This window comes from Paenibacillus alginolyticus DSM 5050 = NBRC 15375, from assembly GCF_000422905.1.
GTDB lineage: Bacteria > Bacillota > Bacilli > Paenibacillales > NBRC-103111 > Paenibacillus_E > Paenibacillus_E alginolyticus.
In genome coordinates this window covers 34,442-54,064 of record NZ_AUGY01000055.1, presented here as the reverse complement: position 1 = coordinate 54,064, position 19,623 = coordinate 34,442, and the positions used below count along the sequence as shown (strand labels likewise).

The 19,623-nt window shown below is 43.7% G+C and carries 17 protein-coding genes; 11 read left to right on the top strand and 6 right to left on the bottom strand.

The features are described 5' to 3' along the window. Nucleotides 1–319 precede the first annotated feature (319 nt). The 6 genes from G519_RS0123205 to G519_RS0123180 all read left to right on the top strand — a co-directional run bounded on the left by G519_RS0123205 (nucleotide 320) and on the right by G519_RS0123180 (nucleotide 5,099). Complete coding sequence (locus G519_RS0123205; RefSeq protein ID WP_029196729.1) at nucleotides 320–580, top strand: PHP domain-containing protein; 261 nt, start codon at nucleotides 320–322, stop codon at nucleotides 578–580. Between the two features lie 291 nt (nucleotides 581–871). Beyond that, on the top strand, nucleotides 872–1,537 hold the full coding sequence (locus tag G519_RS44210; protein ID WP_051253616.1) for a Crp/Fnr family transcriptional regulator: 666 nt from the start codon (nucleotides 872–874) through the stop codon (nucleotides 1,535–1,537). Nucleotides 1,538–1,562: 25 nt separating this feature from the next. Next, the gene (locus G519_RS0123195) at nucleotides 1,563–2,402 is read left to right on the top strand and encodes an ABC transporter ATP-binding protein (protein WP_029196728.1); all 840 of its coding nucleotides are present in this window, start codon (nucleotides 1,563–1,565) and stop codon (nucleotides 2,400–2,402) included. Beyond that, a complete protein-coding gene (locus tag G519_RS0123190; RefSeq protein ID WP_029196727.1) occupies nucleotides 2,335–3,090 on the top strand; it encodes an ABC transporter permease in 756 nt (251 codons plus the stop codon). Before G519_RS0123195 ends, G519_RS0123190 begins: the two co-directional genes overlap by 68 nt. A gap of 35 nt (nucleotides 3,091–3,125) precedes the next feature. Further along, complete coding sequence (locus tag G519_RS0123185; protein WP_029196726.1) at nucleotides 3,126–4,154, top strand: ABC transporter substrate-binding protein; 1,029 nt, start codon at nucleotides 3,126–3,128, stop codon at nucleotides 4,152–4,154. Between the two features lie 24 nt (nucleotides 4,155–4,178). Further along, a complete protein-coding gene (locus G519_RS0123180) occupies nucleotides 4,179–5,099 on the top strand; it encodes an MBL fold metallo-hydrolase (RefSeq protein WP_244280191.1) in 921 nt (306 codons plus the stop codon). Between the two features lie 303 nt (nucleotides 5,100–5,402). Here G519_RS0123180 and G519_RS0123175 read toward each other — a convergent pair whose 3' ends face one another. Further along, the gene (locus tag G519_RS0123175; RefSeq protein ID WP_029196724.1) at nucleotides 5,403–7,085 is read right to left on the bottom strand and encodes a DUF2339 domain-containing protein; all 1,683 of its coding nucleotides are present in this window, start codon (nucleotides 7,083–7,085) and stop codon (nucleotides 5,403–5,405) included. A 132-nt stretch (nucleotides 7,086–7,217) separates the two neighbouring features. On the opposite strand from G519_RS0123175, the gene G519_RS0123170 reads away from it, so the two are divergent. The 5 genes from G519_RS0123170 to G519_RS0123145 all read left to right on the top strand — a co-directional run bounded on the left by G519_RS0123170 (nucleotide 7,218) and on the right by G519_RS0123145 (nucleotide 11,521). Further along, nucleotides 7,218–7,607 carry a GerAB/ArcD/ProY family transporter gene (locus tag G519_RS0123170; RefSeq protein ID WP_029196723.1) on the top strand — a complete coding sequence of 130 codons (390 nt, stop codon included), beginning with the start codon at nucleotides 7,218–7,220 and terminating at the stop codon, nucleotides 7,605–7,607. Nucleotides 7,608–7,626: 19 nt separating this feature from the next. After that, nucleotides 7,627–7,980 carry a Ger(x)C family spore germination C-terminal domain-containing protein gene (locus tag G519_RS0123165; protein WP_029196722.1) on the top strand — a complete coding sequence of 118 codons (354 nt, stop codon included), beginning with the start codon at nucleotides 7,627–7,629 and terminating at the stop codon, nucleotides 7,978–7,980. A 317-nt stretch (nucleotides 7,981–8,297) separates the two neighbouring features. Beyond that, the gene (locus G519_RS0123155) at nucleotides 8,298–8,576 is read left to right on the top strand and encodes a hypothetical protein (RefSeq protein ID WP_029196720.1); all 279 of its coding nucleotides are present in this window, start codon (nucleotides 8,298–8,300) and stop codon (nucleotides 8,574–8,576) included. A 179-nt stretch (nucleotides 8,577–8,755) separates the two neighbouring features. Next, nucleotides 8,756–10,513 carry a glycoside hydrolase family 2 protein gene (locus tag G519_RS0123150; RefSeq protein WP_029196719.1) on the top strand — a complete coding sequence of 586 codons (1,758 nt, stop codon included), beginning with the start codon at nucleotides 8,756–8,758 and terminating at the stop codon, nucleotides 10,511–10,513. A gap of 192 nt (nucleotides 10,514–10,705) precedes the next feature. Further along, nucleotides 10,706–11,521, top strand: coding sequence for a type II CAAX endopeptidase family protein (locus G519_RS0123145; protein ID WP_029196718.1), 816 nt, complete (start codon nucleotides 10,706–10,708; stop codon nucleotides 11,519–11,521). Nucleotides 11,522–11,658: 137 nt separating this feature from the next. On the opposite strand, the gene G519_RS0123140 is transcribed toward G519_RS0123145, so the two are convergent. From G519_RS0123140 to G519_RS0123120, 5 genes are all read right to left on the bottom strand, one after another. Beyond that, on the bottom strand, nucleotides 11,659–12,534 hold the full coding sequence (locus G519_RS0123140; protein WP_029196717.1) for a carbohydrate ABC transporter permease: 876 nt from the start codon (nucleotides 12,532–12,534) through the stop codon (nucleotides 11,659–11,661). 16 nt (nucleotides 12,535–12,550) lie between these two features. Next, nucleotides 12,551–13,480 (bottom strand): ABC transporter permease, encoded by a 930-nt coding sequence (locus G519_RS0123135; protein WP_051253615.1) that lies wholly within the window; start codon nucleotides 13,478–13,480, stop codon nucleotides 12,551–12,553. 72 nt (nucleotides 13,481–13,552) lie between these two features. Further along, complete coding sequence (locus tag G519_RS0123130) at nucleotides 13,553–15,205, bottom strand: extracellular solute-binding protein (RefSeq protein ID WP_029196715.1); 1,653 nt, start codon at nucleotides 15,203–15,205, stop codon at nucleotides 13,553–13,555. A gap of 600 nt (nucleotides 15,206–15,805) precedes the next feature. After that, complete coding sequence (locus G519_RS0123125; RefSeq protein ID WP_036633650.1) at nucleotides 15,806–18,175, bottom strand: helix-turn-helix domain-containing protein; 2,370 nt, start codon at nucleotides 18,173–18,175, stop codon at nucleotides 15,806–15,808. A 123-nt stretch (nucleotides 18,176–18,298) separates the two neighbouring features. Beyond that, on the bottom strand, nucleotides 18,299–19,564 hold the full coding sequence (locus G519_RS0123120) for an MFS transporter (RefSeq protein WP_029196713.1): 1,266 nt from the start codon (nucleotides 19,562–19,564) through the stop codon (nucleotides 18,299–18,301). Nucleotides 19,565–19,623: the final 59 nt, after the last annotated feature.

Genomic DNA, 19,623 nt, shown 5'->3' with positions numbered 1-19,623 from the left:
ATTAGCGGCTGAGACGATGAAATTCATCGCTAAAGTGTGGGAAACGCGTGGAATCAGCGTCGTAGCGATGAAAAACATCCTTAAGTCCGCAAAAGCGGTGCTTTGCACCGATATTACCATCCGAGTAAAGTCCGCGAAATCGGCACGAACATCCAACATTACTACTTGAAAACACAATAAACCTTAACATTTACACAAAATTAACGTGTTTTTAGTTGTTTTCAATGTATATTGAGTGTGAGTAAGCAAGATACACAAGAAAACACACACATGTTGGCCAAGGAGGAAAAGAGCTTGGATATGAGAGAGCGAACCGAGATTGCCGCTGGAGTCCCAGAAGCCATTTTGGGGGGCATGGAAGCAATGGATAGAGGAACTAGTTGCAGGACTTCAAGGAATTGAAGTTTGGCATCCTTCCCACGATGCTGGCTTGGAACAGCAGGCTAGAGATGCTGCGGCTGCCTACAACCTTTTGCAAACAGGCGGCTCTGATTTTCATGGCTTTTACACCGATACACCAGGTTTCCCCTTGGGAAGCAAAAGTCCGGGTTTTCAGCATCTGGAGACTTTGTTAAAATGAGCCGGAAGTTATAATTTGTAATCAAAAAGAAATGTGTTATTCATCTGGGCTTAATGAAACAGGCTTATAATAAAAGTCGACCCCCTTTAAAATATATATACCTTAAGACCCACGGCCCGTTGCTGTGGGTCTCTTTTTGCATTTTGACGCGCATAGCCTAAGAATTTTTTTGGATTTGTCGGGAATCCGACATTCTAACTCGGTATCTTGTGATAATATGACAATAACACATCGGAATAGTCAACATTAAAAATATAGCATCAAATGAACTTGGCAAAGGGGTTTTCACATATGGACCAATTCAATGAACTTGCCGATCTCCAGGAGAAGGACCCTACCAAGGAAATCATGATTGAGGCATTTCGTAAACATGGGGCTATCCAAACCTACAAGAAAAATGAGTTTGTTTTTCAGGAGAATGATCAACCCAGCGGTGCTTATTATGTTGACTCGGGATTAATTAAGATATCCCAGTCCTCTGAAGAAGGGCAAGGGATTACCTTATTTTTACGCTACGAGGGGGAAATATTCGGTAATGCGGAAGTTTTGACGAACATTCCCCGGAAGCGTTACGCCAAGTGTTTGGTAGACAGCCAAATCATTACGCTAGACGCGCGGAAATTTCTCGAATTAGCCAAGGAAAATGCCGAGTTTTCTTATTCTGTTGCCGTTCTAGGTGCTCGCCGACTTCTACAAACCCAGAAGATGGTTGAAACACTCATTTCCCGCCCCGTAGCTTGGAGGCTAGCTTGGTTCCTCATGCAGCTGGGCAAACCGACGGATGTAAAGCTTGAGGTTCAGGTGCCGCTCAGTCATGAAGAAATCTCTTATGTCATTGGCTGCAGCAGACAAACGGTCACAGAAACACTCAATAAATGGCGCGATAAGGGGCTTATCGACTACGCCAAAAAGAAGATCGTTATTTTTCATCCGAACCGTTTTTTCACAGACATATGACGGATATTGCCTGGAGGGAATTCAAATGATTACGATAAACAATGTGAATAAATCCTTTTCGCAGCGAAAAGGCACTTCCTACACGGCGTTGGATCAAGTTTCGCTCACGATTAAGAAAGGGGAATTCGTCTCCATTGTAGGACCCTCAGGCTGTGGGAAGTCAACGCTTTTGAACCTGATAGCAGGGTTTGAAAAAGTGAGCAGCGGTACCATTACCGTTGGTGGGCAAAAGGTTACGGCCCCGGGGGCTGATCGGATCGTTGTTTTTCAAGAACACGGCCTGTTTCCTTGGCTTACGGTTCTCGATAATGTGGCATTCGGTTTGAAGCAAAAGGGGTTATCGAAGAAAGAACGGTATGCACTCGCTTTTGAACAGATTAAAGCCGTTCATTTGAGCAAATTTGTCGATCGGTATCCACATGAGCTGTCCGGAGGAATGAAACAAAGGGTAGCTATTGCCAGGGCGCTCGTTATGGATCCCGACATCCTGTTGATGGATGAACCTTTTGCGGCTTTGGATGAACAAACGCGATTTATTTTACTGAAGGATTTGGAAGAAATTTGGCTTCAAACAGGTAAAACGATTTTGTTTATTACACATAACATTCGCGAAGCCGTCATTTTGTCCGATCGGGTTATCGTGATGGCGACGCAGCCAGGCAGGGTCAAGAAGGAATTTGCCGTCCAAACAGCAAGACCTCACCAAAGCGGCGATCCGCTCATTCATGCCTTGGAAAATAAAATTATGGAAGCTCTGACGGATGAGCTCGAGAAGGTAGTCAGAGAGGAGCTCGGTCATGCATACAGCCTTAAGAAGAACCCTATTTCTAATTCTTCTGCTGATCATATGGGAGTTGGGATTTAGGATTTTTCAATGGGGGTGGAAGTTTCCTTCACCTCTGCAAACCTTTCAAGCGTTCTATGATGGTTTTGCGCAAGGGCATCTCCTAAACGCGATTGCAGCTAGTCTTCGTCGCTTGCTCATTTCATTCGCGATTTCGATTGGGCTTGGGACGATTTTGGGCTATTTATTTGCACGTTATCGGTATTTTGACGAAACCTTTGGCTTTGTGGTTGTTGCCCTTCAGACGGTTCCGAGTATAGCTTGGCTGCCTTTCGCGATTATCTGGTTCGGTCTAAATGATACTTCCGTCATTTTCATTACAACGATAGGTGCGACGTGGACGATGTCGATGGCGAGCAGGACTGGGATTTTGAACATTTCACCGATTCATCTGAGAGCTGCGCAAATGCTAGGAACAGGCAGCGGTTACCGATTGTTCTTCCAAGTGCAGCTGCCGGCGGCATTTCCCCATTGGATCACAGGCATCCGAGTGGCTTGGGCCTTTGCATGGCGGGCATTAGTAGCTGGGGAGCTTATTGCCAAGGGAGTGGGTCTTGGGCAAATGCTGCAAGATGGACGCGGCCTTGGGGATACGGCATCCATTCTGTGCGTGGTCATTATTATCGCCGTTATTGGCACGATTTCGGATCATTTTTGTTTCAAACAGCTAGAGGATAAAATCGTGCTTCGCTTTCAGCTTAAGAAATAAATGGCGTTTCATCGAACAAATCAGGGGGAGTCATTTTGAGAAAATTAGGTTGGGTCATTAGCTTGGTATTAACCGGATCTCTGCTATTGTCAGCTTGCGGACAGAGTAAAGAAACAGCTTCAAGTGCAGCCAGTACAACAGTGAAAATTGGTATTTTGAAAAATGTGACACACGCTCCGGGATTTGTAGCACTACAAAATAACTACTTCCAGCAAGACTTTGGCCAAAATGCCAAAATTGAAGTCACGGCTTTTGACAACGGAGCGGACTTCGCAACGGCGATTGCGACTGAGCAGATTGATCTTGGTTATGTAGGTCCGGGACCGGTCATCAATCAATATTTGAAAAGTAAAAATATCAAGGTGATCGCTGGAGCGAACAACGGTGGAGCGGTATTGGTGGCTCGCAAGGATGCTGGCATCCAATCGGTTAAGGATCTCGTAGGTAAAACCGTGGCTGTTGCGGCCAAAGGCGGCACGCCTGATCTGTCTCTTCGCTTGCTGCTGAAACAAGAAGGATTAAAAGTATCCACAGATACTTCCGGTGTACAAATCGTTACACGAGCTCCGGCAGATACTTTGGTTTCGATACGGCAGAAAGAGGTGGACGCTACATTAATTGCAGAACCTTGGGGGACACAGATCATACAAGAAGGTTCTGGAACAATTCTAGTCGATTGGAATAAAATTCCTCCAAAAGACGGGAATTACCCTTTAACGATTCTCGTAGCGAGCGATAAATTTCTCAAAGAACACCGTGATTTGGCCAAAAAAGCTGTGAAAGCAAACAGACAAGGCATTGAATTCATTCAGCAAAACCAGAGCAAAGCCTATGGCCTGATTAGCGATGAATTGAAGCAGTTAACGGGCAAAGGGATGGATCCGGCGCTCATTAAAGCGGCCATCGATCATTTGAAACTAACGGAAGATATCACTTTAGAGGATATTAACGAGCAGGCCAAAGCCTCTTTTGACGCTGGGTATTTAAAAGTGAAAGCGGAAGAACTGGACTTCAGCAAATTCCTGGATCTAACGCTTTTGAATGAAGAGAAAAAAGAAAAATAGTCGTTTACTTAGGAGGTCATTCATTTGCACATACAACCGCAGGAAAATCTATTGCCCGATTTCCATGAGCATATCAAAGTAGTGATACTAGGTACGGGTACACCGCGGGCCTTTTATGGCAGAGCCAAAGCAGGTGTCGCCATTCTCACAGGGGATAAAACCTTTCTGTTCGATTGCGGTGGCGCGACCGTTGATCAACTGATTAAGGCAGGGATAATGCCGCAGCGAATTTCGGATGTCTTTTTCACCCATCATCATAGCGATCATAATTCTGGATTTTTCGATGTCTTCATTACGAGTTGGCGTACGCATGTGATTACGGATCGGGTATTTGAGGGGCGAAAAGGTCCAATGAATGTGTACGGACCAACGACGACGAAGGCGATTATTAGTAAAATGAGAGAGTCTTTCAACTTCGACGTGAATCTTCGATTGAATTATAATTTCTCGACCGGGGCAGGGGCGGACATTCACTATTTTGAAAGCAACGAAGGTATTGTTTACGATCAGGGTGGCGTTAAAATCACAGCGTTTGAAGTGGATCATAAGCCTGTTTATCCAGCTATTGCTTATAAATTCGAATACAACGGCAAATCGGTTGTTATTTCGGGGGATACGATCCCGGTTGAAAATATGGTTAAACATAGCCAAGGTGTCGATTTGCTTGTGCATGAATCTTACAATAAAACGTGGCTGGACGCGCTTATTGCCAAATTCCCCGAGCAGACGATTGGCTTGTCCAATCCTGCGAAGTATCATTCAACGACGCTGGAAGCAGCAGAAATCGCTCGAGCAGCTGGGGTTGCCCATCTGGTGCTCACCCATCATATACCAGCGCCTGCAGCTAATGCTGAGGCCGAGGCCGATTACACGGAAGGCATGCGAGATATCTACTCTGGGCGAATCACGATGGCTAGAGATTTAATGGCATTTGATCTTGCATAGTTATATGGGAAAGCCGCCTCGAGTATTGGCTCGGGACGGCCTTTTTTGATATAAATTGAGGTGCAGGATGAATGAATCTATATACTCAGTTGAAGTGATGTTATAGAATGTGCAACAATTACTGCCCATTTCGCGCCTTTCTCCCTCCGTTGTTGCATAATGTACAACAATTAGGCCCGATAAAGGCGATTTTGCAATAAATGGGCTCGAAATGTTGTACGCAATGCAACTTCAAGCTGCAAAATCGCCTTTGAGCGTGTGAATTGTTGTAGAAATTACAACATTGGCAACCATTTTAGCCCATTAGTCCTTCCGCTTATAAAACAATCTAGAAATACCAACACCAATGGCTCCAAGTCCGATGAACAGAATAGCGCGAACAGCTGTAGAAACATCAGGTAAATCGATGAAAATAATTTTGAGTAAGGTAACGAATAAGAAGATGATGCCCACTAGCCTTGCTTTGGGCTTTTGGACAATGAACCCAAATACAATGAGTAGAATGGCGTAAACGACCCACACGGCTGAAAGGATCAAATGCTGGTAATCGTAAGTGAGCGTTCGTGTCAGGGAATTGGTCACTTGTGATAGATAGATAAGTAAGAGGATTAACTCCATCCATAACAGGAGGAGGCTGATTTCAGTTCTAGCGCGGCCTTCTTCAAGTAGGGCACGGTAGAAAGCATACAGACCGCCAATGGTTGCCACAAGAACAAGCCACGCAAAGGATTCGGCTGATAGTAGATCACGTATCGGATGGGTTAAGACGAACATGATCCCGATGGAATAAGTGATGGTTCCACTGATTTGCTGCAGTTTGCTTTTGAATTTAGCTCCTAAACATAGCGCAATTGCCCCCTCTACAAGAATGGCGGAGCCGGCTTGATCCGCGTGCAGCACGTAGATGAGCCAAAGGAAAACGCTGAACGTTGCAATGGATAGCTGAACGGAAAAGGCTCTCTTTTGATGAAACAGCCAGAAAGAAGCACCGCTATAAAGAAGTGACCATATCGCTAGCATCCATTCATAGATGATGCGGTCTTTTGAACCGCCATATAGGCCATACGTCCACGCTGCGAGCAGGCCAAAGCTTAGGAATAAAGTGATTCGCTGCCCAATCAAGCTGTCTTTGGAACGGAGAATAGAGATCGCAAACAGGAGCAAATGCTGCAAAATAACGACGGTAAGGATCGCAGGTCGGCTGCCGAGGTCATAGGCAAACAGAGTTGAGAAGAGTAAGGGAAGATGCAGGACCCCAAACGCTGTAAAATAAGCGCCGCGAAAGGAATAACGTAACGATAATACGATCATAAGCATTGAAAATAACCCTTCGTATCCGGCAAATACCCAAATATTTGGATGGGCCGAGTCGACTAGGAAAGGCACAAGATAACCGGCGAGCAGGGTTATGATCATAAGTGTCTGAGAGCGGTGACGGATTGACGTAAATACGCTTATTGCAATCGAAACGACGTATAGAAAGAACGCGAGTGTGGACGGGATCAATGCGAATAGCATATGCGCTGCGAAAAGAGATAGAATAAGGACCCCGCTGGATCCGCCGAGCAGAACTTGCCCCAGAGCCATGCGTTTGCGGCGAATTTGGACTTCTCCTTGCCAATACATAAAGCCAGCGACGATTACGCCAAGTAGGCAGCGAACAGGTTCGGTGATAATCCCCGCATTAACGGCTGCGGTAAAGCCCCATAAGACACCTAACAGGAAGACGACGATGAAAATCCGCGGCAGCCAGACGCGAGCGATCAAATGCTCCCAATCTCTTGGGGGCGCCGGTTGCTTGCTAGGTTTAGTCAACTCATGTTGACGGTGCTGCTGTGTGGATTGCGGTTTTTGATCAAATGTTGGTTGCGTCGTATGTACTTGCTGAGCTTGTGATTTCGTCGTTCTTTCAAGCAAGATGCTCAGTTGTTCCTCGAGTTCTTTGACCTTCAATTCCAGTGCCTCAACACGTAAATCCAAGTTCATACAATCCCCCCTTTTTAACTCTACTTTAATGCTAATCACAATGAGAAACAATTAGAAAATCCATATCTTGTAAATGATTAATGGGAATATGGGAATAGTATCATTAAATGGAATCACTAGGTGAGGGAACGTATGTTGAATGACGTTAAAATATCCGTGCGCCAATTCGCTGTACTTGTGATGATATACACGATTGGGACTACAATCTTGGTTATTCCATCGGGACTTGCTGCTGATGCTAAACAAGATGCCTGGCTCGCCGCTATTATTGGGGTTGGCTTAAATTTGTTAATCGTATGCCTATTCTTTATTTTCTTTTCTTTTGTCGGAGCTGCCACAGTCTTATTTAATATGGGGAATTTTGTAAATACACAAGTCATGCCCGAGACGCCGATTCAATCCATCAATCTTATATTTGCCATAGTTGTTGTCATGGGAGTGCGTCTCGGACTGGAAACCTTAATCCGAGCGGCAGAGATTTTTTTTCCATGGCATTTTAGCCGTAGAAGTGGTGCGATCTAAAACGAGAATGAGAGGAAGAGTGGATAACGGCAACCCGCAAATCTTTCTAGATGTTTTTCTTGAGGATGATGTGGGGGAAGTCCAATGCAAGATTGATCTTATCGATCCTCAAAGCATAGATAAACTGGAGAAAATAGCGCAAAAAGAGGTGGAAGCTATTATTGAATCCGCTATTCAAAAAGCAAAAAAATATGATGCGGATATTTTCGGCTTTGGTGAAGCGATTTATCGTGCCGACCCTAAATATTGGAATAAAAACAAAGACAACTGGAAGGAGCAATTCTTAGACTTACCTGTACATGTGAATACGCAAGTGAAGATTCGTCGTCTAGGCACCGTAAGTGATTCTCTGGTACAAAAAACAAAGGAATGATCAAAATGTGGACTATTGCTGCGATACTTTTGGCCGCTGCAGCTATCGCGATACTGGAGATTCCATCTCTTATGAAGAAAAGGCAGTATAAAGAATTTGCTACTGTATGTTGTTTATTAATGCTCGGTACATTTCTGAGCATTGCTCAAAGTTTGCATATGAAGCTACCAAACCCTTTAGATTTCATCACTTTTGTTTTTCAACCTTTTAGCAAGTTCATACTCGCGCTTTTGCAATGAAATTCGAAAGAGGGTATAAAATAAACAGTTTCAACTATGCTACAATAGTCATAAACAACCATTAGGAGATGACATCACATGACTGAGCAATTAAACGAACAAGAGCTATTACAATTTATCGTAGACAAAACGAAGGCTGATCCTAAGCAAATTCAATTGATATTGAAGTATGAGAAGGATTTTATTGTCAAAGCAGAAGAAAATGCCAAAGGGGAAGTTGATATTGACAGCGATGAACTAATCGATCATATTCTAAGCAGACCCGATGTGAAATTGACAGAACTCGCGGTAGATACCATTTTGGAAGCTGAGATGGACTATTTAATGAAAAAGGGATTTGCCGGATACATCGATTAACTATGTGATAAAAAGGAAATGGACACCTCTGAGATGAGGTGTTCTTTTTTTTGTGTAACTTAAATGTTAATTAAATAACGCGTATTGACATTATAGGAGCTTGATATGATAATAATCTAAGAGTTATTCATGTTATTTAGTTAACTTTTAAATTAATTATATGGAGGCAATGATTACTGATGACCAACCAACCACGAGCTGAGTACCCTAGACCTCAATTTGTAAGAGATAGCTGGATCAACCTGAATGGCGAATGGGAATTTGAATTTGATGATGACCGTGTGGGTAGTAAAGAGAAGTGGCATTTGGGGAATAGAAAGTTATCTAAGACTATTCAAGTGCCCTTCGCCTTTCAAAGTAAGTTGAGTGGCATTGGGAGCAATGAGTTCCACGATGTTGTCTGGTACCGCCGAGATCTAACTTTACCCGAAGCTTTTCAGAATAAGCGGATTTTGCTTCACTTTGGAGCGGTGGATTACGAAGCCTCGGTTTGGGTGAATGGCGTGCTGGTTGCTAAGCACGAAGGCGGGCATACCCCTTTCCATGCGGACATCACGGATGCGCTTCAAGCTGGAACGAACAAGCTGGTTGTCAAAGCAGTCGATTATAGCAGAGATGTCACGCTGCCAAGAGGGAAGCAGTATTGGCATACAGATTCCGCAAGTATTTTCTATACAAGAACGACAGGTATCTGGCAAACCGTCTGGATGGAAGCGGTAGCTGCCGAGGGGTATTTGGACAAAGTGAAAATTACCCCGGATATCGATGAGAAGCAAGTCGAATTCCAATTCTTTATCCAAGGTTCCGATTCCAATGCCAAGACACAGCTGAAAGTAGAGATTTCTTTTAATGGAGAACTCGTTTCGGAAGATACGTATGGGATGAGAAGCAGCTCTGGGGCGAGAAAAATTCGTCTGAATGATTTCAACGATCATGGGCTGGGTGCATGGTGGACACCGGAGCATCCAAATTTATATGATGTCACGATTACGCTGCTGGTGGATAATAAAGCTGTAGATGTGGTAACTAGCTATTTCGGGATGCGCAAAGTATCCATCGAAAATGGCAAATTATGCTTGAACAACCGCCCTTATTTTTTGAAAATGGTTCTGGATCAAGGATATTTCCCAGATGGCAATTTGACGCCGCCAAGTGATGAAGCGATCAAGCAAGATGTTGAGTTAACGAAAGCTATGGGCTTTAACGGCGCGCGGAAGCATCAAAAGCTGGAGGATCCAAGATTTCTGTACTGGTGCGATAAGCTCGGATTGGTCGTCTGGAGTGAGGCGGCGAATGCGTATGAATATACAGAGAAGTATGTTAGTCGATTTACGAATGAGTGGATAGCTTCTATCGAGCGCGATTATAACCATCCTTCAATTATTGCATGGGTTCCCCTCAATGAGAGCTGGGGAGTACCTAATATTCAAATCGATAAATTGCAGCAGCAGCATGCTCTGACTATGTATCATTTGACCAAATCGCTAGATCCGATGCGTCCAGTTGTGTCTAACGATGGGTGGGAGCTTGTGAAAACGGATCTGTTCACCATTCATGACTATGAGTGGCGTGAAGATGTGCTGGAAGAGCGCTATAGTTCTAACGATAAAGCTGTTCATGCGATGCCATCGAATCGCCGCTTATTTGTTGAGGGCTTCCCTTATGAAGATCAGCCGATTCTTGTTACCGAATTTGGCGGTATTGCTTATAAGAAAAGCGAATGGGAGGGCTGGGGATATTCAGGGGCGGATAATGACGAGGATTATGAGAAAAAGCTGCGTGCCGTCATACGTCCACTGCTAAACTCCGGCGTTGTCCAGGGTTATTGCTACACGCAATTAACGGACGTTGAGCAGGAAATTAACGGACTTTTAACATATGATAGAAAGCCAAAGATCCCTGTTGAAATCATTAAAGCTATTAATGATCGTAAGTAATTGACTTATAAGGATTAAAAGATAAGGGAATCCTTCGGGATTCCCTTGTTTGCTGTTGACAGAAGAAAATAATGGTAATGATTCTAGCCAAGGAAGCATACAGCAAAATTAAAGAAACTCGTTCAGAATGGGCAATTTCTTGAAGGCGTGGTATGGGAAGTATCTACAGAAAATAAAAAAGGAGCTGGGACATTGAAAAAGAAGGATAACAAGACACTGAGGAATGTGATTATTTTCTCGCTTGTTGCGTTAAGCTGCGGCTGGATCGGACGACTGGTAGATTTGAAGGCCGGAACGGATGCGAATGGCAGTCTGGGACAGTTGATTTGGATTATATCTCCCCTCCTGACGATGGTCATTTTGCGCAGTTGGATGGGAGATGGGTGGAAAGATTTAGGCATTAACCCTCGAGTTAGAGGAAACATATTTCTCTATCTATTCAGCCTGTTGTTCTTTCCCTTCATGACAATGGTGATTGTTGGAATCAGTTCAAGTTTAGGGTGGATGGACATCTCCCCAATGTCTTCTCACTATGTAACGGCAGTGGGCATAGCTCTTATACCCAGCCTCATCAAAAACATTTTTGAGGAATTTGCATGGAGGGGTTATTTGGCTCCAAAGCTTTATACGCTTGGTTATAACCGTTTTATCGTTCATATTGCCGTGGGGTTAATTTGGGGTATGTGGCATTTTCCTTATTTATTTCTATTCGTGGATACGACGGAGAGCATGATCACCTATATCCCTCGCATGATGCTTGGTGTGATCATTATGGCGGTTCTGTATGGTGAGATTCTGCTAATGACTCGAAGCGTTTGGCCAGCCGTTCTCATGCACACTACAGGAAATGCCTTCATTGATACTTTGATTCTTAAAAAGTTCGTACTTGTGCATGAAGAATTTAGTTATGTGGCTATGCCTAGTCCGGAAGGAGTCATCGCCATTGTTTTAACGGCACTTGCCGGTTTATGGATGTATCAAAGAAGACGACGGGCCTCTTCCCGCTGAGCGAGCCGAAAACGACCGCTCAGCGGGTGAGGCCGTCCAGAATGTTCGTCGGCTGGTCTGAGAGGTCTTAAAACGACCGCTCAGCTGAAAAGACGTATCGCCGTCACCTCGTTTAAGAGGCGAACGGCGATTTGTTTTTACCCTTTGACGGCGCCAATCATGACACCTTTGACGAAGTACTTTTGCACGAATGGATATAAGATCAGAATTGGCACCGAAGCCACCATGATCGTTGCATATTTAATCGTTTCCCCTATTTGAAATTGCTCGGCCGCATTCGCGCCAGACGACATGGAATCCGTATTATTCGCAATCAATATTTCGCGTATGGTGAGCTGAAGCGGGTACAGATCCCGCTCTCTCAGGAAAATAGAAGCATAGAACCAACCATTCCATTTCTCAACGGCATAGTACAAAATCATCACGGCGATGACAGGCATGGAGAGTGGAATGATGATGCGAAAAAGAATCACAAAATGATTGGCGCCGTCCATTTTCGCTGATTCCTCTAAGCTTTCAGGAACAGCCATGAAGGCTGTACGCATGATAATCAAATTAAATGTGTTAATGGCAAAAGGTAATATCGTCGCCCATAAAGAGTCAATGAGCCCGACGCCTTTAACAACGAGATAGAGAGGGATGAGTCCACCGTTGAAAAACATCGTAAGTACGACAATGAAAATGAATACACGATTCCACATGACATTTTTGCGGGAAAGGACATAAGCACCCAAAGAGGTTACGATTAGGTTCGTTATGACTCCAAATACGAGGATAAACAGCGTGTTTTGGTAGCCTTTTAGAATAGCAGGATTATGAAATACGCTTTTGTAAGCTTCGATGCTGAAGCCCAGAGGCTTATATAAAAATCCTTTGTGCGTAATTAATTGGCCAGCGTCGCTGATTGAAGCGAAGGTGACATAGAGGAGCGGATACAAGGTAATAACGACAAGGATAAGCAATAAGACATGAATCAACGTAACGAATATTCGATCCGAATAACTCGCTCTCAAATCAGCACCTCCTTCATCACCATAAGCTGTTTTCACTTATCTTTTTACTTAGTTTGTTAGCTGCAATGAGTAAGGCTAAATTAATGACAGAATTGAACAAACCAACAGCGGAGCTGTAGCTCCAACCAAATTCGATAAGCCCTTTGCGATAAACGAAAGAAGAGATAACGTCCGCTGTATCGTAGGTGCTGGGATTATAGAGCAGAATAATTTTCTCAAACCCTACGTTCAATAAATTTCCCATGCGTAGAATGAACATAATCGCAATCGTCGGTAGAATGCCGGGCAAGGTGATATGCCAAATTTGCTTCCACCTGCTGGCGCCGTCCATTTTCGCCGCTTCGTACTGTTCTTGATCAATACTCATTAGGGCGGCTAAATAAATAATCGATTCCCAGCCAATTTTTTGCCATATTTCAGATAAAATATAGATCGTTCGGAACAATTCAGGCTTCTGCAGCATGGCGGTGTCATTAGCACCAAAATAAGTGAAGAAGGTATTGATTAAACCGCCGTTGTTCGTGAAATCTTTGACCATCCCGGCAATGACGATGAGCGAAATAAAATACGGCATGTAAGTGACGGTCTGAACGAAACGTTGAAAGCGTTTATTGGCTAGCTCGTTAATCATAATCGCCAGAGCGATTGGAGCAGGGAATTCAAAGCATAAGGAATATAGGGAAATGACGACGGTATTTTTGAGGATTCGCCAGAAATAATAGCTGCCGAAGAAATCCTTGAAGTGCTGGAATCCGACCCACGCACTGCCAAGAATACCCTTGTTAGGGGTATATTCTTTAAAGGCAATGATGGCACCATACATGGGGGCATAATGGAAGACCAAGTAGTAAGCGAGAACGGGAACCATCATCAGATATAAATATTTATTCAGTAGAAAATCGCGCTTGAAGCGTTTTTGGAAGGTGGCTTCCGCTGCATGACGCATGATATCTCTCCTTTCGCCACGGGGTTCTAGTAAAGCGGGGAGAGCTGTCTGCTGCTCTCCCCCAAGCGTCATCTATCTTTTGGAATAACGATCCAAAGATGCCTTTTTAATCTCAAGAGCGCGGCTTAGCTTAACGGATTTGAATTTATCCAAGTATTTATCAAAGCTATCAACGGGCTCTGTTCCTAAAATTATTTTAAGAGTCATTTCATCGACCAATGTATTGAGGTCTGTCATGATTTTGGCAAGCTCTGTGCTTTCTTCCGGTGTAGCGGTAATTGGCGGTAGTTTGTGTTTATCAACATCTGTTTTCTGCCATGTGGAAACAGCATCACGTTGTGACTGCAAGGCAAGATATTGCTCAATATAACGTTTATCCTGCACGAAAGGTCCATTGTAGTTACCACGGATATAAAGGGAAAGAGCTTGCGCTGGAGCTAATTTATCCGGATTTTTCATGAGCAGATCCGTATATTTGGGGTAGCCGTTCTCTAGCTTGTAAGATACGCCCTCTGTTCCGAAATTGAAGAACATGTGACCTTCTTCGGAGTAGCCGTAGTCTAGAAGTTTCGCTGCGGTTTCAATGTTTTTGGAAGATGCTGTGATGGCCACCATTCCTCCCGGCGCATTAGCCGGATCCTTTTGGCCGTACATCGCGATGTCGCCTTTTTTGAGAACCGGGTATGGAGCCCCGATGAGAACGCCTTTAGGATCTTTGGCTGTAACTAGCGGCTGCCATTTCCCGATGCCGCCACCGGCATTTTGTACAGTCACACCTGTAGCACCTGAGGCCATGTTGGCGTCTAAGGCTTTGCCATCTGCTGTTGCGAAGTTTTTATCAATCAGCCCTTCTTCGTACCATTTGTGAAAGGTAGCCAGGAAATCTTTGTAGCCTTTTTCAGCTGGACCAAACTTAATTGTGCCATTGTCGATGAAGAAATCACGCGTCACACCGAAGGCGCCGGCAAAAGCGCCGTTTGCTAACTCGTTGAAAGGTCTAGGAACACTTACGACAGAGAAGGCAGCCGTTGCGCCTTTTTTCTCCTTAAAGGCTTTGAGTGTTGTGTACCACTCGTCGATGGTTTGCGGAACAGGCAGTCCAAGATCATCGAGCCAATCTTTCCGTACAATGGGCCCCTGGAATACGCGCAGGTAATCATCACCCCGGATGAAAGGGAAAGAATAATAGCTGCCATTATCGGTTTTTACTTGTTTATCAACTTCCGGATGCTCCTTGAGGTATTTCTTCAAATTCGGAGCAAATTTATCTATGGTATCATTTAATTTAAGAATGTATCCGTCTTTGATCGCTTTTTCAGGTCCGCCTGGGAATGCACCCTGCCAATCAAACTCAATCATATCCGGCAGCTCTCCGGAGGCTAGCATGACATTTAGGGTTTGTGCAGCTTGATTCGTTGGCGGAGCACTGAACTTCAAATTGACGCCTGTCTTCTTCTGCCAATCTTGGAAGAAAGGGACATCCGCATGAGCTGCTTTTACACCTGTTAAGTTGCCTGTTACTTCGCCCCAGTAGGTCAATGTTTTGTCCACTTTGAGCGGATAAGTAACAGCGGCTCCACTCGGAGCAGTCGTGCCCTCAGTCGTTGCTTTGGGACTAGCGCTGTTCACTGCTGTCGGGGTATTGGATGAGCATGCAACGACTAAGCTCCCCATCAATGATGTTGCAACCAGCATGGTGAACATTTTTTTTTTGTTCTTTTTCATAGCTTGACCTCCTAAGCGTTTTTCGCCAGAAAAACTGGCATCGAAGTGGTAGTGAGTTTTTCGAAGAAAAACTCCCAGTGCAACTATTGCTGTGTTTAGAAACCTGGCATAGAAGCGTTACTGTGGTTCCCTGGAAAACAGTTGTGATTTGTGCGAGCTGAGGAACCTTATGTCTAACCTAACTATATGACAGCGCTTCCAATTCAACTATCAGCAAAATATCCAATTGGTTCTCGAATTCTGCGCGTAGACTCAACAAAATGTCCAATTGCTTCATCAAATTAGCCAATTTACGCTTGTTGCACGGCATAATGTCGCTGTAGGATAGGTTAGAATTGTTGCAGAATCTACAACATTACCTTGCAAAACAGCCTTTCTGCGAGTGAATTGTTGTAGAAAACGCAACATTGGCAGGCGCTATAGCCTATATACCCTCATGAAGCCGCATGAACGACTTTATTTTTGCGGTATGTTTACCAGTTGTGAGGAGGAAGGAGGCATGCAGCACAGTGAAATTGTTATACGCTGTACAACTTCCATAATGTTAAAGAAGGGGCGGCCTCGCGACTACCCCAATCAAAAGTTACTGCATCACAGCATTTATTTTTCAATCAGCTCTTTGTATTTCCCAGGTGTGATGCCCTCCACCTTTTTGAAAACACGAATAAAAGCATTAATATCATTGAAGCCAACCCCATAAGCCGCATCGCCGACTGATTGTTCTTGCCGCCCTAGCAGCTGCTTGGATTTCTCAATTCTGACTTTATTGATGCGATCGAGCAGCCCCTCTCCCACATAATCCTTGAATAGCTTCGATAGGTAGGTGGCTTTGCGGTTAAAGTGGCTGCCAATCATCGTGACATTCAAATTAGCATCTGTGTAATTATGTTCGATGTAGTCCGTCACTTCATTTACTAATTGCTGCAGCGCTTTTTGACGTGTAAGTGAAATCGTATGCTGCCGTTTGGCGGACGTATAGGCACACACTTGCTTGAGCATATCACTCAGCTGGAGCTGTATGTCTTGAACGGTTTTACTGCAAAGAAGGCGGTCGAGGAGCTTAGGGTTGCGGATAAAGAAGCTTTCCTGGATATCACCGGTTTCGCTAATGCTTTTCATCATGGTGGTTACCAGATTGAGCATGAGGCACTTCGTTAAGGAGACCGAAATACCAGGATGATCAAAATTTTTATTCATAATATCAGTAAGAATTAGCTGCGCTTCTTCAAGCTCCCCTAGCTTCACGGCATACATGAATTGCTGCTCAATCTGCGTTGGATAATAATAGCCGGTAGTAGACTCGCAAGTGACATTTGCCTGCAAATCGTCATAGGATAGAATCTCTGGTCCACCCATAACAAGCTTAAAGGCTATGGAATCTAAAGCTTCTAAGAAAGCTTGCGGTACATTAGTGATACGATCATGGATACTGCTAATTGAAATTGTAAGATGAATGTCGTAGGTGGAAGAGAGGAAAGTTTGTGCTTTGTCTGCGATTCTAAGTAACTCCAGCTTGGCGCTATTTCCATCTTCCATAGTTAAATTGACTAAACAGGCGAGGGTATCATCAATCTCGGCTGCATAGCCGCGGTGCCGCTCCGATATGAGCTCCTCCACGACATTCATAATAATAAATTGAAGAAGCTTCCATTTATCCCCTTCAGACGTATGGTTAATTCGTTCAAAGAAGGGTGTACTCTTATCAACCACAAATAGCATTACGGCAAAATCCTGCCGATCTAATTTCATTTCAAAGGTCGTTAAAGCTTCATCGATAGGAAGCTGGCTGTCCAGTTTTCCTTTTAGCAGCTTTTCGATAAAGTGGGAGCGGACAATGTACCGCTGCTGCTCCATTTTACTCTTGAAATTGGCAATTTCGATCAACGTACTGTCCACGGCTTCTTGTAGAAAGTGAAATTCATTATATCGTTTACGAGATTGTAAGGTCTGTTTTTTGGAAAATGCATGTACCAACTGACGAACGGGGTTGTAATTTCTTCTGAGAAATACGTAAGTCAGGATACCTCCGCCAAGCAAACTGATCCCCATGCTCATATAAGTGAGGTTACGGATGTGAGCGGCTTTTTTCCAATATACGGTGCTGGGCATCATAGACACATATTTTAGTTTGGAACGTGGTGATTGAATGTTGAAAACTTCATAATTTTCGCCACTAGAGTCCGTGTAAAAGAAATTGGATGAGCCCTCTAATTGATCGAAAGGAAAATCGGCAGGAAGCGAGTTTGTAGAGTTGGAAGCTAGAATTTGATTTTCACTATTTAGGATGAGTACGTGACCTTTGTTGAAAATTTCCATATTTTGAATGGCGCCAATAATGCGAGATTGATCGACCATAATGACATTGGTAGCAAGTGGTTTATTATGCTCTTCGGGGTATGTGCTGACGTAGGCTACCGTTTTTCGCAGCTTATTATCGTCGCCAATCCGGTACATAGGAATAAAGCCTTTGAAATTGCTTCGGGTCACAATAGCTTGCCAAGCTGAGAACGAGAAAGCATCGCTCATATGTAAAGTTTCATAGGCAAAGCTATTTGTTCTAACGGTCGTAGGAAGAATAGCAGACTGATCATTATTCAAATAAATATAAAAAGAATCGATCAAGGGATAGGAGGTTTTGTACATAGAAAGAATACGTGAGATTTGATAAGCGTCATATCTATATTCTTTGGGAAATGCTTCATACTTATTCGAATAGAGCAGCTCCTGGACGCTTACATTCCAAGTAATCTCGAAATTCAGCTGTTCCATGGTTTTAAACTGATTGTCCATAATTTCCCGAACTTGTTTTAAAAGCGAATCATTGGCTTGCTGGATTTCTTCCTTCAGTGTTTTACTGGATTCCACATACAATAATAAGCCGATTGCCACGGGTAAAAGCAGAATGACGATATAGGAGATCATCCACGTTAAGACGATACTTTGTCCATTAAAGAAGAGTTTATTCCGCATAAACAAATCCATCCCCTCACAATCGATCATCGATAAGGAGCACTAGGATCTTGAAATGAATGCGCTCTCATGTATTGTATTTCCTTTCCATCGTTTAAGTCAACGATAGAAAGAAGCATTTTTTTAGGCAGATTCCTCAACGGGTTTAAACCGATTTTTCCCGAAAAAGAAGTAGAATAAATAGGAGATTACTGTATAGACTACTGCTGTAATGCAGAAAGCATAAGCATACCCGTAGTAAGAGCCATAGCGGAAAACAAGGCCCGTACTTATTGGCGAAGCAAGGAACCAACCTAGATTAAAAACGGCTTCACCCGAACTGGACGCTAATCCCCGGAGCGATCGGTTGACGTAACTCATTTTGATCGAATTATAAAAAGGATTAGCAGCATTCATTAAGGCTTGCCGGAACAAGTATCCACCCGATGATAGGTAAAAGTTAGCAGAAAAAGCGGTTAGGAGGAGGAAAGGAATGGAACATAACTGCAGGTATACGACAGATTTAACTTCTCCGAATCTCTTCACAATCATGGGGCCAATCAGAAAAGCAATCGCAGTTGCGGCTTGACCTAAAGCTACCACGATGCCTATTGCGGATTTCGAAGCGTCAAAACGATCTTCAAAGTACACATTTAGATAGGGGACAATCATACCCCCGCCAATGGATGACAACAAGCCTAATAAACAAAAAATACCAATAACCTGTAAAGATGGTTTATGTACGCTCCACACTTGCTTCCACTTAAGTGATTCGCCACGGGGCTGTATTTCTTGCTCACTTTTCTCAAAAAAAGCGATAGGTATAAAACCAAGTGTTGCGATACCGACTCCAATTAATAAGGTAAATCTCAAGCTGCGAATTTCGTCTAAACCGATAATAAATTGAAATAAGTCACTAAGAACGCCCCCCAGTGCAATACCAACTACATTCGCTAACATGACAAGAGCCATGTTAAAGCTGAACAGGTGAACGCGCTGCTGTGGGGTTGAGTTGTTGGCCATAAACGGTAGAATGGTTGCAGAAACAACAGAGAGAGCCATGCCGCCCAAGAATGATGAGATGAGCATACCCTCTTTGACTTCAATTAGAGAGCGAGACGTCAATGCTACGATAGTAAAAATGAGACCAAATGTAATGACACGCTTAGGTCCGAAACGATCATTCATTAGACCAGCAGGAATAAGAATAATTGCCGCTGCCAGTGACGCCATGCCAACCATGCTGCCAACCGTCGTTTGGTCATAGCCAAGACTTCTGACATAAAGGTTATAGACGAGTCCAAACATACCTAAACCTAAGTTCCATACAAAATTAAACCAAAAAAAGAGCAGAATATTTCGGCTGTAGCCATGAAATTGTGACTTCCATTCACGTAATAAGTTTGTCATTAGTATTCCTGCCTTTGTATTCTGTGTCTAAATTGTAACCGCCTTATCCATTCTACCAC

Coding starts and splice junctions, on each gene's coding strand:
- G519_RS44210 (WP_051253616.1), top strand. CDS start 872: ATGGACCAATTCAATGAACTTGCCGATCTCCAGGAGAAGGACCCTACC.
- G519_RS0123170 (WP_029196723.1), top strand. CDS start 7,218: ATGTTGAATGACGTTAAAATATCCGTGCGCCAATTCGCTGTACTTGTG.
- G519_RS0123175 (WP_029196724.1), bottom strand. CDS start 7,085: ATGAACTTGGATTTACGTGTTGAGGCACTGGAATTGAAGGTCAAAGAA.
- G519_RS0123120 (WP_029196713.1), bottom strand. CDS start 19,564: ATGACAAACTTATTACGTGAATGGAAGTCACAATTTCATGGCTACAGC.
- G519_RS0123195 (WP_029196728.1), top strand. CDS start 1,563: ATGATTACGATAAACAATGTGAATAAATCCTTTTCGCAGCGAAAAGGC.
- G519_RS0123130 (WP_029196715.1), bottom strand. CDS start 15,205: ATGAAAAAGAACAAAAAAAAAATGTTCACCATGCTGGTTGCAACATCA.
- G519_RS0123190 (WP_029196727.1), top strand. CDS start 2,335: ATGCATACAGCCTTAAGAAGAACCCTATTTCTAATTCTTCTGCTGATC.
- G519_RS0123150 (WP_029196719.1), top strand. CDS start 8,756: ATGACCAACCAACCACGAGCTGAGTACCCTAGACCTCAATTTGTAAGA.
- G519_RS0123125 (WP_036633650.1), bottom strand. CDS start 18,175: ATGCGGAATAAACTCTTCTTTAATGGACAAAGTATCGTCTTAACGTGG.
- G519_RS0123155 (WP_029196720.1), top strand. CDS start 8,298: ATGACTGAGCAATTAAACGAACAAGAGCTATTACAATTTATCGTAGAC.
- G519_RS0123135 (WP_051253615.1), bottom strand. CDS start 13,480: ATGCGTCATGCAGCGGAAGCCACCTTCCAAAAACGCTTCAAGCGCGAT.